13 protein-coding genes are annotated in these 16,238 nt (G+C 54.3%); 9 read left to right on the top strand and 4 right to left on the bottom strand.

The genetic code is table 11. The features are described 5' to 3' along the window. Nucleotides 1-44: 44 nt before the first annotated feature. From KQX66_RS24295 to KQX66_RS24320, 6 genes are read left to right on the top strand one after another with little or no spacing between them, the layout of a single operon-like run. On the top strand, nt 45-1,676 hold the full coding sequence (locus KQX66_RS24295) for a spore germination protein (RefSeq protein WP_216795399.1): 1,632 nt from the start codon (nt 45-47) through the stop codon (nt 1,674-1,676). Nucleotides 1,677-1,698: 22 nt separating this feature from the next. Next, the gene (locus tag KQX66_RS24300; RefSeq protein WP_253957411.1) at nt 1,699-2,901 is read left to right on the top strand and encodes a Ger(x)C family spore germination protein; all 1,203 of its coding nucleotides are present in this window, start codon (nt 1,699-1,701) and stop codon (nt 2,899-2,901) included. Nucleotides 2,902-2,904: 3 nt separating this feature from the next. Continuing rightward, nucleotides 2,905-3,147: a hypothetical protein gene (locus KQX66_RS24305; RefSeq protein ID WP_163856269.1), complete on the top strand. Its 243-nt coding sequence runs from the start codon at nt 2,905-2,907 to the stop codon at nt 3,145-3,147. Between the two features lie 14 nt (nt 3,148-3,161). Continuing rightward, nucleotides 3,162-4,274 (top strand): GerAB/ArcD/ProY family transporter, encoded by a 1,113-nt coding sequence (locus KQX66_RS24310; RefSeq protein WP_308647267.1) that lies wholly within the window; start codon nt 3,162-3,164, stop codon nt 4,272-4,274. 36 nt (nt 4,275-4,310) lie between these two features. Then, on the top strand, nt 4,311-5,426 hold the full coding sequence (locus KQX66_RS24315; protein WP_216795401.1) for a GerAB/ArcD/ProY family transporter: 1,116 nt from the start codon (nt 4,311-4,313) through the stop codon (nt 5,424-5,426). Between the two features lie 19 nt (nt 5,427-5,445). Continuing rightward, a complete protein-coding gene (locus tag KQX66_RS24320; RefSeq protein WP_216795402.1) occupies nt 5,446-6,537 on the top strand; it encodes a GerAB/ArcD/ProY family transporter in 1,092 nt (363 codons plus the stop codon). Between the two features lie 254 nt (nt 6,538-6,791). Here KQX66_RS24320 and KQX66_RS24325 read toward each other — a convergent pair whose 3' ends face one another. The 3 genes from KQX66_RS24325 to KQX66_RS24335 form a co-directional block, all read right to left on the bottom strand. After that, nucleotides 6,792-7,517: a YqjF family protein gene (locus KQX66_RS24325; RefSeq protein WP_253957402.1), complete on the bottom strand. Its 726-nt coding sequence runs from the start codon at nt 7,515-7,517 to the stop codon at nt 6,792-6,794. Nucleotides 7,518-7,542: 25 nt separating this feature from the next. Next, a complete protein-coding gene (locus KQX66_RS24330; RefSeq protein ID WP_216795403.1) occupies nt 7,543-8,973 on the bottom strand; it encodes an FMN-binding glutamate synthase family protein in 1,431 nt (476 codons plus the stop codon). 93 nt (nt 8,974-9,066) lie between these two features. Beyond that, the gene (locus KQX66_RS24335) at nt 9,067-10,191 is read right to left on the bottom strand and encodes an NADH-dependent flavin oxidoreductase (protein WP_216795404.1); all 1,125 of its coding nucleotides are present in this window, start codon (nt 10,189-10,191) and stop codon (nt 9,067-9,069) included. Between the two features lie 214 nt (nt 10,192-10,405). Here KQX66_RS24335 and fumC point away from each other — a divergent pair, with 214 nt between their 5' ends. Next, the gene (gene fumC, locus KQX66_RS24340; protein WP_216795405.1) at nt 10,406-11,794 is read left to right on the top strand and encodes a class II fumarate hydratase; all 1,389 of its coding nucleotides are present in this window, start codon (nt 10,406-10,408) and stop codon (nt 11,792-11,794) included. Between the two features lie 295 nt (nt 11,795-12,089). Here fumC and KQX66_RS24345 read toward each other — a convergent pair whose 3' ends face one another. Beyond that, a complete protein-coding gene (locus tag KQX66_RS24345) occupies nt 12,090-12,698 on the bottom strand; it encodes a TetR/AcrR family transcriptional regulator (protein ID WP_216795406.1) in 609 nt (202 codons plus the stop codon). A 174-nt stretch (nt 12,699-12,872) separates the two neighbouring features. Between KQX66_RS24345 and KQX66_RS24350 the strand changes: the two genes are divergently transcribed. Further along, nucleotides 12,873-14,072, top strand: coding sequence for a cytochrome P450 (locus tag KQX66_RS24350; protein WP_216795407.1), 1,200 nt, complete (start codon nt 12,873-12,875; stop codon nt 14,070-14,072). A gap of 208 nt (nt 14,073-14,280) precedes the next feature. Further along, on the top strand, nt 14,281-16,238 hold a 1,958-nt coding region (locus tag KQX66_RS24355; protein ID WP_216795408.1), incomplete at its 3' end, for a DNA topoisomerase 3.

Consider the following 16,238-nt stretch of genomic DNA (forward strand, 5'->3'; position numbering starts at 1 on the left):
GATGAATAATAATGGCAACACTTAAGATTTGAGGTCGAGGAACCGTGCAATTTTTTTTTCGCAAAAACAAAAGCGGCATGAATCGCTTGCCGGCCTCGAAGCAAACCGGACAACAGGGAGGCGGCAAAGCCGCTTCTAACGACAACAGTCCACTCAGCGGTCTCCTCCAGGTCGATCTTCAAGAGCTGCGGCAGCAGCTCGGGAACAGCTCCGATCTGATCATAAGGGAAATGATGATAGGACCGGATAACGAGATTCCGTGCGCCTTTGTTTTCATTGCGGGCCTTACGGAGGAACAATCCGTTTACCGATTGATGGAATCCTTTTATACGCATTCGGAGAAAAGCGAGTGGGGGAACCCTCGTAAAAACGCGGGGAATATGGAGTGGATTTTAAGGCATTTTCCGTTTGCAATCGGTGATATCAAGCTGACCAACCATTTCCAGGCCGTCAAATCAGCCTTGCTTGTTGGCCATACCGTTCTTTTGATCGAAGGCTGCAACCAAGCGCTATCGGTCGATACCAGCGGAGGCCAGCGACGAAACGTCACGGAGCCGACATCCCAAACCGTTGTCCGCGGACCGCAGGAGGGCTTTACCGAAGCGCTTCAAACCAATATTGCCCTGATCCGGAGAAAAATCAAAAGTCCGAGCATGAGGGTGGAAACGAGACAAATCGGACGTGTGACACAAACGGACGTAAGCATTATGTTCATCGAAGGCATCGCCGACGCCGATATCCTCCGACAAGTTCGCGACCGGCTCGGACAAATTAATATCGACGGCATTTTGGAAAGCAACTATATCGAGGAGTTTATCCAGGACAGCAAATATTCCGTGTTTCCGACCGTAACGAATTCCGAGCGTCCGGATTCGGTGGCTGCCGCGCTGCTCGAGGGGCGTGTCGCCATCTTGATCGACGGCACGCCGTACGTATTGATCGTACCGGCGGTATTCGCCCAGTTCATGCAGTCTGCCGAGGATTACTATCATCGGGCCGACTATGGGCTTATCCGCCTGCTCAGGTACGTTGCGTTGGTCATATCGCTGCTTGCGCCCTCGCTTTATATTGCGATCACAACTTTTCATCAGGAGATGATTCCAACCTCTCTGCTGGTCAGCCTAGCTGCACAACGCGAGGGCATTCCGTTCCCCGCATTCATCGAGGCTCTGATGATGGAAGTCACGTTTGAGCTTCTGCGGGAGGCGGGGATACGGATGCCCAGAGCCGTCGGAACGTCGATCTCGATCGTCGGCGCGCTTGTTCTCGGATCGGCCGCGGTAGATGCGGGATTGGTATCGCCTGCGATGGTCATCATCGTATCGATAACGGCAATTTCGGGATTCATCTTCCCAAGCTTTGATATGGGAATTTCGATTCGGATGCTTCGTTTTGTGTACATGGCCTTAGGGGCGTCCTTCGGGATATTCGGGATCATCGTCGGGCTTATCGCCCTTGTCCTGCACATGTGCCATTTGAGCTCGTTTGGGGTGCCATACCTGTCGCCGACGGCGCCGTTCAGGCTGGCCGACCAAAAGGACGCGATTGTCCGGGTCCCCTGGTGGCAGATGTATACTCGGCCCGAAGCACTGCATCCCGGCAACCTGCGGCGCCAGCCGAAAGGCAATGCATCCGACCCGGCAACGCAGGACGGAGGAGGACAAAATCAAGGGTAAAGGGGGAGCGGCCGTGCGGCGAATGGTTCTATTATCCCTGTGCTTCCTGCTGATGGGAACAATGCTTGCCGGTTGTTGGAGTCGCAGAGAGCTGAACGACTTATCCATTGTCGGGGGCATAGGGATCGATAAAAGCGGAGACCAATACAAGCTGTCCGCGCAAGTCGTCGTTCCCGAAGCCATGGTTTCCAAGCGCGGCGGAAGCACCGGTACGCCTACCGCCATATTTCGTGCGACAGCTCCTTCCATGGTGGAGGCGATTCGCAAGATGATCCGGTCGTCTCCGAGATATTTTTACTTGTCCCATCTGCGGGTTTTGATCATCAGCGAGCAAGTGGCAAGGGAAGGCATTAGAGACATCCTCGATTTTTTTTCAAGAGACAATGAGCTTCGCGCCGATTTTTATATTTTGATCGCCAAGGGAGAGCAAGCCGAAAAAATCCTAAGCATCGTCACGCATACAGAAAAATCGCAGTCGAACAAGATTTTTAAATCGATGGATTGGAACAAGAGAGTCACCGGAGAAACGGCTAACGTGTATTTGGACGATTTGTTGTCCGACTTGATCAGCCCGGGAAAAATGGCAGTACTGACCGGGGTGGAAACGATCGGAAGCAAGCAAAATGGAGAGAAAATGAGCAATTCTTTGAAGAGCAACGATTATACCCATTTCAAGTTTTCGTCTACCGCGGTTTTTAAAGACGACAAGCTTGTGGGCTGGCTGAATGACGCCGAGACCCGGGATTACAATTACATCCTCGGCAAAGTAAAGAGCACGGTGGAAAGCTTGGCCTGTCCGAAAAAAGGCACCTTGGATCTTGTCGTGAACCGCGTCAATAGCAAAATCAAGGGTACGGTTACAAAGGGAAAGCCGGAAGCGAAGGTGAAGCTTTTTATGGAAGCGGACGTCACGGAGGTCAAGTGCGTGATCGATCTGAATAAGCCGGAAACGTTGTACGGTTTGGAAAAAGAATTGAAAAAAAAGCTGACGGCTTCTTTGCGGCATGTGATCAACAAAGCTCAGAAAACATTCGGATCGGACATTTTCGGCTTTGGGAACGCGATTCACCGTTCGAATCCGCAAGCATGGAAGCAGCTTAAGAAAAATTGGCGGCAGGAGTTCGTGAATTTGCCTGTAGACCTTTCCATCGATGTGAAAATCAGGCGAACGGGCACGCAGACAAATTCCTTCATCAACGATATGAAAAAGAAAGAGGAGCAATAAGTCATGGTGGCCATTGCCGGTATTCTTGCCGTGGGCGCGGCGATTGTTTGGCTGGAAGTGCCGTCGCTTGTGCGGACAAAAAGGAAGAAGGAACTATGGGTATTTTCGCTCTTGCTGGCGCTCGGTCTTGGCTTAAGCATCGCCAAAAGCCTGCGGTTGAATATCCCGAACCCGTTGGATTGGATTGCGTACCTGTACAAACCCGTGAGCGATTATGTATTCGGAATATTAAAACCGTCGGAATAGCGTGGTGATGGTACGTGGATAATCAGATTACCTCCAGGCAGTTCATGCTGCTTGTCGCTTTGTTTACGATCGGCAGCTCCGTCCTGTTCGTGCCCGCGGGAGCCGCAGCGGCCGCCAAACAGGATGCCTGGATTTCGATCCTTGCCGGAATAGGGCTAAGCCTTCTGCTCATTTGCTTGTATAATGCAGTGGCAAACCTGTATCCCGGTCTGACTCTGGTGGAAATGAGCGAGAAGCTTCTTGGCAAGTGGCTTGGCGCCATCGTTTCGCTCTTTTTGATTGTGAATACGTTTGCGGTAGGGGGCGTATCGTTAATCGATTTCGCCGGAACCTTCGTGACGCGTCAGATTATGCCCGCCACACCGGTCCTTGCAGCAAATATTCTTTTTGGAGCCATAGCCATTTGGGGCATGCGCCTTGGGTTAGGAACGGTAGCCCGCGCGGCGGAGGTTTTGTTCCCGCTGATTACCGCGTTATTCATCGTGATGATCTTGACCGTATCGCCCAACATGAAGCTGGAGCATTTGCAGCCCGCTTTTACCGCCGGAGTCAAGCCGATCATCAAGTCCTGCATTTCGTATTTGGCTTACTCCACGCTTCCGGTGGTTTTCTTCTTAATGATTTATCCGTCCTGCGTCAAAGAACCTAAGCAGACTTTCAAAACTATGCTGCTCGGAAGTATGGTCGGCGGATTGTTTTTGCTGACGATTACGACGGTATGCGTTGCCGTACTGGGGGCGGAGGGTACGTCCAGACAAGCTTACCCCAGCTATACGCTGGCCAAAAAAATCAATATCGCCAATTTTATCACGCGGATCGAAGTGCTCATGGCGACGCTTTGGTTCCTCTCCCTTTACTTTAAGCTGATGATTTATTTTTTTGCGGGCATGAAGGGCTTGGCTCAATTGTTAAAGCTGCGGGACAATCGCGCGCTGGTGCTGCCTTTGGGACTTCTGTCCCTTGTCTTCTCGCGCATATTTTATCCGAGCGCCGCTTACCGGCAATTGTGGGATGAAAAAATATGGCCGCTGTATGCGGGCACTTCAGGCTTAATTATTCCCTTACTGCTGCTTGCCATCGGGACCGTACGGAAAAAAGGGTCGATGCGCAGAAAAAACAATTCGTGACGTCGGCCGGTTTGGGGGAGGAGGGGGGATGAGGCGGTGAACGGCGACAAACAAATAACGGTCAGGCAATTTCGGCTTATGGTGATCCTCTTTACGATCGGGAGCTCGCTCTTGGCCATTCCTTCGACCGCAGCAGCAAGCGCAAAACAAGGAGCGTGGATTCCCATTCTGGTCGGGATGGGATGCGGTTGCCTGATTTTGCTGTTGCTAATAAAAGTTACTCGTCGCTATCCTACGCTGACCTTTGTTGAAATCAATAGCCTGCTGCTTGGAAAATGGGTGGGTGCGCTCGTGTCCTTGATATGGATCTTAACCGCATTTATTGGGGGCGTCTGCACGCTGGTGTACTACATGGGCCATTTCATTACAACGCAAATTATGACTACAACCCCCGCCTACATCGTCAATATCATATTTTCCGCCCTCCTGGTGATGGGTTTTCTGCTCGGCCTACGAACGGTGGCCCGTACGGCGGAAATATTGTTTCCGGTCGTTGCCCTGCTGATTGCCGCTCTAATCGGTTTCGTTTCTCCTAAAATTCAACTTGAACATTTTCAACCGGTCTGGGAAGCCGGAGTTAGGCCGATACTGAAATCTGCGCTGGACTATGTTAGTTTTGCGGGCTTTCCGCTTGTCTTTTTCTTGACGATCTATCCCTCTTCCGTTCGGACGGGAACCAAAGCTTCAAAGACATTTGTGCTGGGAAGCCTCATTGGAGGAATGCTGCTGCTTCTTGTTACTGCCGCTTGCATCGGGGTATTGGGGGCCGAACCTACAGCCCGGTTGTTTTATCCCAGCTATTCGCTTGCCAAAAGAATCAATATCGCGGATTTCATTACGCGCATCGAAGTCATTGTTGCCGCTATTTGGATCATTACGCTTTTTTTCGAAACGATCGTTTACTTTTATGCCTCGATGAAGGGACTGGCCCAACTGTTGAAACTGTCCGACGAACGTGCGCTTGCGCTTCCCCTTGGAGTTCTGGCTGCGGTATTGTCTTTGATTGTTTATCATAATTCCGCTTATCAGCAGGAGTGGGATGAACGGACGTGGCCGTTCTGGGTGATGACGTCCGGTTTGTTCTTTCCGCTGCTGCTGCTTGCCGTCGGGGCTATACGTAAGAAAAAGATTCCGTATCCGTCGGATCGGTGAGGTGAAGGGGGGGAGGGTAATGAGCCATAGCGATAAAATGACGCGTAGGCAATACATGATTATGGTAATGTTGTTTTCTATCGGAAGCTCCATTCTGTTTATCCCGTCGGCAGCCGCAGGGGATGTGAAGCAGGGGGCATGGATTCCTATTGTAGCTGGAATAGGGAGCGGGCTGCTTGTCGTTTTATTGCTCATGCGGGTGGCCGGTCGATACCCCGATTTGACCTATGTGGAAATCAGCCGTCGGCTGCTTGGCAAATGGATGGGCGCAATCGTCTCTATCGTTTCGTTTTTCGCATGCTACGTCTTAGGAGCTTCAACCCTGGTGTATTACATGGGCAATTTCATGACCACGCAAGTGATGCGTACGACGCCCGAATATATGATTCATATCATGTTCACGTTTATCGTGGTTATGGGCCTTCTTCTTGGTCTTAAAACGCTGGCTCTCACGGCTGAAGTGTTATTTCCGGTCGTTGTCGTTCTGTTTGCCGCTCTGATCGTGTTCGTTTCGCCCAAAATCGAGCTTGAACATTTCCAGCCCGTTTTTGAAGCAGGAATCTTACCGATCTTGAAAGGCGTATTCTCCTATATGAGCTACACCTCATTTCCGCTCGTCTTTTTTTTGATGATTTATCCTTCGGCCGTTCAGGGGGGAACGAAAACGTCGGGGGCTTTCCTGCTTGGAAGCTTTATCGGAGGGATGTTCCTGCTCATTGTAACAGTCGCGTGCGTCGGGGTACTGGGGGCGGAGCAGACGGCACGTCAATTTTACCCCAGCTATGCGCTTGCCAAACGAATCAATATCGCCAATTTTATTACGCGCATTGAAGTGATTGTGGCTGCGTTTTGGATTATCGCGCTTTATTTCAAGACGGTCATTTATTTTTATGCAGCTGTAAAGGGGCTAGCTCAGCTATTGAAATTGGATAACGAACGAGTGATCGTGATCCCCCTTGGCCTTCTCATGGTGCCGTTGTCCTTGTTTATTTATCCGAGCTCCGCTTATCAATTGCAATGGGATGAAAAAGTATGGCCGGTCTGTTCCATCACCGTCGGCCTGCTCTTTCCCTTGCTGCTTGTTGTGGCCGGGGCGCTCCGCAAAAAATAAAGCCGTAAGCTCTCGTCACGGCTGGAGCTTGTTGAGAAAGTGGTCTAAGCAAAAATAGAGAAACATACGGAGGTGGGGTATCCACTGGAGAAGCGATAGCGGCCGCCTTTGTCTTCGGGAAATGTCCGCTAGTAAGCGGCTTCCAATCAAATTTCCCGAAGACAAGAGTGGTCGGAAGTGGATACCCCACCCCTTCGTTACCTCTATAATCCCGTTTGACCACTTTCTCAACACTCTGAAGCCGTAAGCTCTCGTCACGGCTGGTTCCATGCTTTGCTGCGCGGTCCGATAAGGGCGCGGGTTCCCCGGGAGTAGTGGAGCAGGGCGGGAGTTCCCAGCTCCAATCCGAATCCTCGCGTCAATGCATGGCAACTCAAATCCGCTTCGGCCGTTCGCAGCTCCCATGGCGCGTGATGCACCTCGCCCCGGTACAGTCCGCCGCTGCGGCCGCACCGGCAATAGTAAACATAACGCTCCATAAGCCAATATTCGATCGTTCCTTGCCGGGCGGCGAACGGGGCAGAGACAGGGCGGTATGTGGCGCAAAAGGCTTCCTCCGGCAGAGAGGCGGACCGCCGCCGGCTTTGAACCGCAATAGTCCGGCCATCCGCGCGGAAGCGCATCTTCGCTTGGTGATACGGAAGCCGGTACCACTGCTTGGCGACAGGAACAAGAAGGGGGTGGGAAGCGTCCATGGACAAAAAAAAGATGGCGGATTCCTCTCCCGACCGAATATACGTACGGACGTTAATCTCGGGAAACGAGCGCATCCAGGGCAAGGAAGGCATATATTTCAAGCGTATTCCGCCGAGACGGAAGGGCAGAATGCCGACCCATGCCTGCCCATCCCAAGTGTCGATATCCAGCGCCTCAGGCACGAAGGAACGGATCGCTTCGACCGGAACGGGCCAGTGGGCGAACAGGAAATGCTCCCAAGTCTGCTTCATTATCCATCGGAAAGCGGGCATCGGCGTATTCAACTCGCACCACCCCTTCTGCAGCTCATCATCGATGCGGATTCGCTTCCGGCTTCTCCCACGGCTCGTAGGCCAATTTTACTTTCGTTACATGACTGGTCCATGCATCGAGGGCCACCATATCGTCGGAGTTGACTTCCCGCAAAGAGCGCTTTCCGAGCGCGCTGATCGCCAGCTTCATTTCATCCGTGAAAGAGTTAAGAAAGTTTTCCAAAAATACAGCTGCCTCATCCTCATTAAACTTTTCCTTCATGATTCCGGTGTAGTAGGCCAGCTGTGTCGGAGGCTCCCAAGGTATGGTTTTCATGACTTGATCGTGCGTCATGGCCCATAGCAAAGAGGTGCCCATATACACTCCGTCGGCTCCCAAAGCGATGGCTTTAAGGCATTCGCCAGGCTGCGAATACGCGCCTCCGGTCAGAAGAGTGATCGAGTTCTTGACGCCCCGTTGGCGAAGATAGCGGACTGCGCGTGACAGGGCGTAAATCGTCGGCAGCCCGAAATCGTCCTCCAGAATCGGCGCGCCGCCTTTCGTCCCCGCCTGGCCCCCGTCAAGGCTGATAAAGTCGACGCCGGCTTGAATGGCGATTTCCAGATCGTGCTCCAGAACGGCGCTGGCGCATATTTTTACGCCAATCGGCACACCTCCGGTCAGCTGACGAAGCCGCTCAACCACTTGCTTGAGATCCTGCGGGCTTGAAATATCTTTATGGCGACTCGGAATAACGGTGATTTCCTCGTTCTGTACCTGCATGATCTCGCTGGCTCTACCTTCCAGATCGGCGGCTTGCAGGACGCTTGCCGTTCCCGCCAGCGCTCCTTGACCGAGACGGATTTCAATCGCATCGGCTTGCTTTAGAATTTCGGGCGATTTGGACCAATGGCCCGAATTGTATTGAATAATCAAGTGTTTGGCATTCTGCCGTTCCTCCGGCAAAAAACCTCCTTCGCCGGTATTTGTACTTGTCCCGGCTTTGGCCGTCCCTTTGGCGATGGCGACCTTTACCTTATCGCTTAAGCCTACGCCATAGCCCATCCCGGCAGCGAGAATGGGTATGCGAAGCACCAGCGGCTTTTGCGCTTTGGGCCCAATGACGGTTGTCGTGTCGATCTCGACGTCCTGCTTCGTAGGAAGCGTAGACAATTGCGCGGGAGAGAACACGAGTCCATCGAAATGAAGAAATTTACGCGGGCTTCCGAACGGACGTTCGATCACGGCGCCGGAAGCGGCGCGAATGCTGTTTTCCACGACGGTAATGGGGCTGATTCGGGTCATCGCCGTTACGATTTCCCAGATGTTGGACTCGTAAGGGTTGGACATTAACCGTTTCGTAAAGCGCCCGACGATCCACTTGATGATGCCTCTTGAGCACAAAAGGGCAATCATGCCGGTAAGCACGACAGCCGCAAGCGATCCAACAAACGAGCCGAACATAAACCAAGCCCACTTCGTTGACATAAGGAAGACCTCTCCCGATTCGAATCGTTAAAAAGAGAAACGCGGGATTAGTTTGTGCATAGGAGAGGAGGAATATACCAAATAAGGAATTGTTTAAGATGTCCCGGGGAACCATCCCGGATCGCCCCAAATCATCCGCCAGAGCGGGTCGGGGATCACGAGACGCTGCTGCGCGTCGGCCCGGAGCGTCGTTTCAATGTCCGCCTCGCGTCCTTGCTTGACCTTCTCGATCCAGTCGGGATCGATCACCAGCCCGCGGGCGAGCGAAATGAGATCTATACCGGTTTCATACGCTTCAAGCGCTTCGTCGGCCGTGTAGATCGAACCCCCGCCGATGACTGGCGTACGGCTCCCGACCTCCTCCTTGATCAGCTCAAGACGGGTGCGAGTAACGTCAGCTTCACGGCGCGGCCGGGAGCGGTAATCGTTCGTCAGCACGTGAATGTAATCAAGCTCTTGTTTCGCCAGCACATCGGCCAAGTGCAGCGCGTCAGCCATCGTAAGCCCCGGCGTTGTCGCTTCTTCGGGGGTAAAGCGGTATCCGATGATAAACGGTCGGTCGGCGTGTCGGGCGACGGCTTTCTTTACCTCGTCGATAACCGCAAGTGGAAAGGCCAGCCGCCGCTCGCCGCTCCCGCCCCAACGGTCGTCCCGGCGGTTGCCGTGCGGAGAGTAAAATTGCTGCAGAAGAAAGCCGAAAGCGCCATGGATCTCGACGCCGTCGAATCCGGCGATCACGGCGCGCCGTGCGGCTTCTCCGAACTGCCGGATCAACCCCTCGATCTCATGCGGCGCCAGCTCCCGGGGGAGGACGAACCCTCCGGCTTCATCTTTTATCGCGCTCGGGCCGACGACGTCGCCGTTCGGAACGAGTCCGGGGTCTGCATTGCGTCCGCTATGATGAATTTGCAGGACGGCCTTCGTTCCTTGCGCTTGAATGACCCGGGCCCAGCGTCTTAGCTCCGGTATCATTTCGTCGCGGTCGGCTGCGGGCTCTCCGGCGGCGTCTTGTCCTCCCGGGGCAATGTAGGCGCACGCCGTAATGACCATGCCGGCGCCTCCGGACCGCCGGGCTATAAAATGCAGTTCCTCGTCGGTCAACGTTCCGTCCGGGCGGGACGAATAGTGAGTCATCGGCGCGACGACGATCCGGTTGTCGAGCGTGATACCGCTCCGCAGGGTGAGCGGTTCGAACAAAGGGGCATAAAGTGGATTCATAGGACGAATTCGACCTTTCTTTGGAAATATAGTATACTATTATGTATGTTATGTTGATTTAATCAAAAGGCCGCACAAAAATCAATTCTTTTCTACGACCTGCTACCGATAGGCGGAAGCGGCCGGTCGATCCGGCGGGGACTCAAGGCATTTTAATTTTTTCCAAGATGGGTAATCTTAACTAGATGAACTTATGTCAAGGAGGATGCTAACGATGGAATTCCGGACTGAAAGAGACACGATGGGCGAAATTCAAGTGCCTGCGGACAAATTATGGGGCGCTCAGACTCAGCGCAGCAAGGAGAATTTCAAGATCGGCACGGAGCGGATGCCGCTGGAAATCGTCCGGGCGTTCGCGCTGCTGAAGAAAGGAGCTGCGGCAGCCAACCTGAAGCTGGGCAAGCTGGAGCCGGAAAAGGCGGAAGCGATCGCTCAAGCGGCCGATGAAGTCAGCGGCGGACAATGGGACGATCATTTTCCGCTTGTCGTATGGCAGACCGGCAGCGGCACGCAGTCCAACATGAACGCGAACGAAGTCATCGCCAGAAGGGCGTCGCAGCTGCTCGAAGCGAAAGGAAGCGGGCTGCGGATTCACCCGAACGACGACGTGAACCGCTCGCAAAGCTCGAACGATACGTTCCCGACCGCGATGCATATCGCCGGCGTGCTGGCGGTGCGGCAGCAGCTGCTTCCCGCGCTGCAGCGGCTCAAGGAAACGCTCGGAAACAAGGCCAAGGAATTTGAGGATATCGTCAAAATCGGACGAACGCATCTGCAGGATGCGACGCCGCTGACGCTCGGGCAGGAAGTCAGTGGCTGGTGGGCGATGCTGGAGAAGACGGAGCGAATGATCCGCGAAAGCTTGGAGCCGATGCGGGAGCTGGCGATCGGCGGCACGGCCGTCGGAACGGGCTTGAACGCCCATCCGAAATTCGGCGCGACAGTGGCCGAGGAAATTTCACGCTACACAGGGGAAGCTTTCGTCTCTGCCGAGAACAAATTTCATGGCCTGACCAGCCACGATCAAATCGTATACAGCCACGGCGCGGTCAAAGCGCTCGCCGCCGATCTGATGAAGATCGCCAACGATGTCCGGTGGCTGGCAAGCGGCCCGCGCTGCGGCATCGGCGAGCTGCGCATCCCGGAGAACGAGCCGGGCAGCTCGATTATGCCGGGCAAGGTGAACCCGACCCAGAGCGAAGCGATGACGATGGTCGCCTGCCAGGTGATGGGCAACGATGCGGTGATCGGCTTTGCCGCCAGCCAAGGGAATTTTGAATTGAACGTGTTCAAGCCGGTTATTATTCACAACTATTTGCAGTCCGTTCGTCTGCTGGCAGACGCGATGGATTCGTTCAACGAGCATTGCGCCGTCGGCATTGAGCCGAACCGCGAGGTCATTCAGCGGTACTTGGACGAATCGCTGATGCTGGTTACGGCGCTGAACCCGCATATCGGCTATGAGAAAGCGGCAGCGATCGCCAAGGCGGCGCACAAGGAAGGATTGACGCTCAAGGAAGCGGCGATCCGGAGCGGCTATTTGACGGAAGAGCAATTCGTATCGATCGTGCGTCCGGAGGAAATGATTCATCCGAAAGAATAGACGGAGAGGAGCCAGCCTGTATGAAGCGGGCTGTCTTAGGAAAATGGTTTAGACAAGAATAGAGATACGTAGGCGGGGTATCCACTGGAGGAGCGATAGCGTTCGCCTTTGTCTGCGGGAAATATCCGTTGTTTCAGCGGCTTCAATCAAATTTCCTGCAGACAAGAGCGACCGGAAGTGGATACCCCGCCCCTTCGTAACCTCTATAATCCCGTTTGACCGCTTTCACAACAAGCTCAGACAGCCTGCAACGGGCTGTCTTTTTTCGTAATATCATCGCGAAGTTCTCTCGGGACTACTTTTTCAAGCCTGCGGATTGAATGGGGCTCAACTGGGTCATGCGCGTGAACATCAAGGCCATGTCCCACGGCGTATAGTCGCGGCCTTGTTCAAGCCAATATTGAACGATGCCCAGATGCGCGGAGATCAAATAGGCCATCAAATAATCCCACGGAACCGGCACGCGGTCTTCGCTGTGGTGAAATTCGTTGAACTTGTCCATCAAATGAACCTGCATGAACTCCTTGAACTTCACGGAAAAGGCAGGGTCTCCCTTCGGCCCCAGCATCACACTGAAAAAGCGGGCATGCTCGCCGAAATATTCAAACAGCCGGACCGTGAACGGAAAAGGAGTATCCCGGGACTCGTGCATGACCAAATCCAGCGGATCGAACGTTTGGGCGATTTGTCGGAGCCCCTGCATCATGTCTTCGGTGATTCGCTCCAGAAGATCGAATTTATCGGCATAATGCAAATAAAAGGTGCCCCGGTTCAAGCCGGCTTTTGACGTGATATCCTTCACCGTGATTCGTTCGAAGCCATGCTCCTCCATCAGCTCAAGCAGCGCCTCCCGCAGCATGTGCATCGTCCGGACAATTCTGGGATCGTTCGCATTTTCGGACACTTCCGTCAATCCTTTCGCTCAAAATGTATTGTGTAAAAGTTGTCAAATATAGGTTTTATTTTGGTTGTTAGTGGACACTTTCCGCCGGACTGTTCATGGTATCGTCTCCAGTTAACACTATAATAGACAGTGTGATCATTAATCAACACGAAGTTTATTTTAGGAGGCGTCATTATGGAAAAATCCGCAATTATCGATTTTGGTCAAGTCCGTGAGCTCAGCACTCCGGAAGAGCGTTTCAACCCGTTTCGATGGTACCGTAAAATGAGAGAGGAGGCCCCTGTCCGCTGGGATGAGGAGCGCCATACGTGGGATGTTTTCGGCTACGAGGAGGTGAAGACGGTTTTGGATCGGAAAGAGATATTCTCGTCCCGTATTTTTCGCGACGGAAAGTCGCTTTTCGAGAACAGTCTCCTCAATCTCGACCCGCCGAAGCATACGCAGATGCGCGACATTGTCAATAAAGCTTTTACTCCCAAAGCGATGAAGGATTGGGAGCCACGGATTCAGGCGATTACCAACGAATTGTTGGATGACATCGGAGGAGAACGGGAGATCGATCTCGTCGAACAATTATCTTACCCGCTTCCGGTCCGGGTGATTGCCGAAATGCTCGGAGTTCCTGCGAAAGATAAACGGAAATTTAAAGATTGGTCCGATCAGGCTGTTGCGGGACCGGCTAACAACAGCGAAGAAGCCAAAAACGAGCAGCACCGGAAGCAGCAGCAGGTGGTCGGAGAGCTGTATGCTTATTTCAAGGAAATCATCGAACTGAAAAAAAGGGAGCCTGCGGACGACATCATCTCCGTGCTGCTTCAGGCCAGCGTGAATGGCGAGAGCTTGACGGAAGAGGAGATCGTCGGATTTTGCATCTTGCTGCTCATTGCCGGAAACGAAACGACGACCAATTTGATTACCAATGCGATCTATACGTTCTTGGAATACCCGGAGGTATATCGTGAAATCAAAAATCAGCCGGACGAATTGCTGCCTGCAGCGATTGAAGAAGTGCTGCGCTTTCGTTCGCCGGTCCAATCGGTTTTCCGCTACGTGAGAGAAGACATTGTCTTGGGAGGGAAAAAGCTGCGTGCAGGGGAATACGTCATCGCCTGGATGGGCGCAGCGAATCGCGACGAAAAGCAGTTTCAGGATGCGGAGCGGTTCGTAGTGCCACGCAAGCCGAATCTGCACATGGCCTTTGGCCGGGGCATCCATTTTTGTCTCGGGGCGCCGCTGGCCCGCATGGAAGCGGAGATCGTCTTAAAAGAATGGATCCGGCGGTATCCCGACTTCCGGTTAAGCGCGGGCTTTACTATAAAGCCGCTTGAAAGCACGTTCGCGTACGGGATTAAAGAGCTGCTGCTCACCGTTTAGGGCGGCTTGAATGAAGTCCGTGTTCAGCGCAACAGCAGGTCGGTTAGGTCAACCAGCCTGCTGTTTTTTTGCGCGTTTTTCCAAGGAACGGGTCGACGGGAAGGGGGTTATGGTATAATATGATGAAGCACGTTTTCGAAATACGGCTTGGCAAATGCCGGTGCCATTGACTATAAGTTCCATTGGCATAGGAGAGGAAAGTTGACGGATGAAGACGCTTGTTATCGCCGAGAAGCCGGACATGGGGCGCAATATTGCGGCCGCCATCGAGCCGAAGGCGAAAAATCAACGCACGCATATCGAAGGCGAGCAGTATATTATCACCTGGGCCATCGGGCACCTGATCGGCCTTGCCGAACCGGATGCGTACGATGTAAAATACAAAAAATGGAATTTTAACGATTTGCCGATCATTCCGGAGCGGTTCAAGCTCGTGCCCAATCCGAGGACGAAGGACCAGCTCAAGGTCATCGCCGAGCTGGCCAAACGGAGCGGGCTGCTTATTAACGCTTGCGACGCCGGGCGGGAGGGGCAGCATATTTTTTCCCTCATCCAGCGGCACCTGAAGCTGTCTCAGCCGGTCAAGCGGCTGTGGATCTCCGACCTGACGCCGGAGACGATTCGCAAAGGCTTCGCCGAGCTGCGCGAGGGCGCGGAATTCGAGCCGCTGACGAGGGCGGCCCGGGCACGGAGCGAGGCGGATTGGCTGATCGGGATGAACGGCTCGCGCGCGTTTACGACGAAGCACCGCGAGCTGCTGTCCGTCGGGCGGGTTCAGACGCCGGTGCTGGCGCTTTTGTATGACCGGCAGAAGGAAATTGAGGCGTTTACGTCGAGCAAGTACTACGAAGTCGAAGCGTGGTTCACGCAAGGGGAGACGAAGTACCGCGGGCTGTGGCAGGGGGATAAGCTGACCGACGGCGAGAAAGCGGCGGCGCTCGCGGCCAAGGTCAAAGGGAAGACCGGCCGGATTGAGAGCTACGACGTGAAGGATACGAAGGAATACCCGTTCAAGCTCTACGATCTGACCTTGCTGCAGCGCGAAGCGAATGCGAAGTTCGGATTTTCCGCCAAAAAGACGCTCGATCTCGCCCAAGCGCTCTACGAGAAGCATAAGGCGATCAGCTACCCGCGGACGAACTCCAACTATGTGACCGAGCAGAACATTCCCGAGATGCACCGGGCGCTCGACCAGCTCGGCAAGACCGGATATGCGCCGCTTGTTCAGCAGGCGGACAAAAAGCTGGTGCACAAAAACAATAAGGCGGTCTGCAATCCGGCCAGGGTGGAAGATCACCATGCGATTTTGCCGACGCATAAAATGCCAAGCGGGCTCGCGCCCGACGAACAAAAGCTGTACGACTTGATCGTACGGCGGTTTTTGTCGCATTTTTATCCCGCGGCGATGTACAAGCTCCACACCATCGTGACGGTATCCGAAGGCGAACGGTTCAAGAGTACGGTGAAGCAGCTGTTGTCCTTGGGCTGGAAGGTCATCTATGCTGACCAAAAAAAGGAAAAAGATAAGCCGTCCCGGGGTAAGGGGAAAGCCGACCGGGAGCAGGAAGAGGATGCCGTCGCCGAGGAGGAAACCGACGCTCCGTTCACACTGGATGCGGCACAGGCGGTGCTGTGCAAGGACAGTGCGGCGAAGGAGAAGGAGACCCAGCCGCCGAAGGCGTACACCGAAGGCACGCTGCTGAAGGCGATGGAAAGCGCGGGCAAGCAGATCGAGGACGAGGAGCTGCGCGACGCGATGAAGGATTCCGGGCTCGGTACGCCGGCGACACGCGCGTCCGTCATCGAGCGGCTGAAGCAGGTCGGCTACGTGGTCATGCAGGGCAAGCGCATCGCGATCACGCCGAAGGGCCGCACGGCGGTCGAGCTGATCCGCGGCGCGGGCGTCGAGCTGCTGACATCGCCGGAGATGACCGGGCAGTGGGAGCGGCGGCTGAACGAGATTGCGCGCGGCGCGGCGTCGGACGAGACGTTCATGAAGAACGTCGAGCGTTTTGCCGCCCTGATCGTCGAGAAGGTGCGGGGGCAGAAGCCCGCGGCGAAGCAGGCGTTCGAAGGCGATGCGCCTTCGAACGCCCCGCGCCAGCGGCGCAAAAGCGGCGCGGCGGACAAGGCCGCGCCGGAGGGCACCACCCGCGCGTCCGGCGC

The sequence above is a fragment of the Paenibacillus oleatilyticus genome, assembly GCF_018998565.1.
Classification (GTDB): domain Bacteria; phylum Bacillota; class Bacilli; order Paenibacillales; family NBRC-103111; genus Paenibacillus_G; species Paenibacillus_G oleatilyticus.

Excerpts from the sequence above, each read along its gene's own strand:
- KQX66_RS24305 (WP_163856269.1), top strand. The coding sequence starts at position 2,905 with ATGGTGGCCATTGCCGGTATTCTTGCCGTGGGCGCGGCGATTGTTTGG.
- fumC (WP_216795405.1), top strand. The coding sequence starts at position 10,406 with ATGGAATTCCGGACTGAAAGAGACACGATGGGCGAAATTCAAGTGCCT.
- KQX66_RS24335 (WP_216795404.1), bottom strand. The coding sequence starts at position 10,191 with ATGAATCCACTTTATGCCCCTTTGTTCGAACCGCTCACCCTGCGGAGC.
- KQX66_RS24330 (WP_216795403.1), bottom strand. The coding sequence starts at position 8,973 with ATGTCAACGAAGTGGGCTTGGTTTATGTTCGGCTCGTTTGTTGGATCG.
- KQX66_RS24350 (WP_216795407.1), top strand. The coding sequence starts at position 12,873 with ATGGAAAAATCCGCAATTATCGATTTTGGTCAAGTCCGTGAGCTCAGC.
- KQX66_RS24320 (WP_216795402.1), top strand. The coding sequence starts at position 5,446 with ATGAGCCATAGCGATAAAATGACGCGTAGGCAATACATGATTATGGTA.
- KQX66_RS24300 (WP_253957411.1), top strand. The coding sequence starts at position 1,699 with ATGGTTCTATTATCCCTGTGCTTCCTGCTGATGGGAACAATGCTTGCC.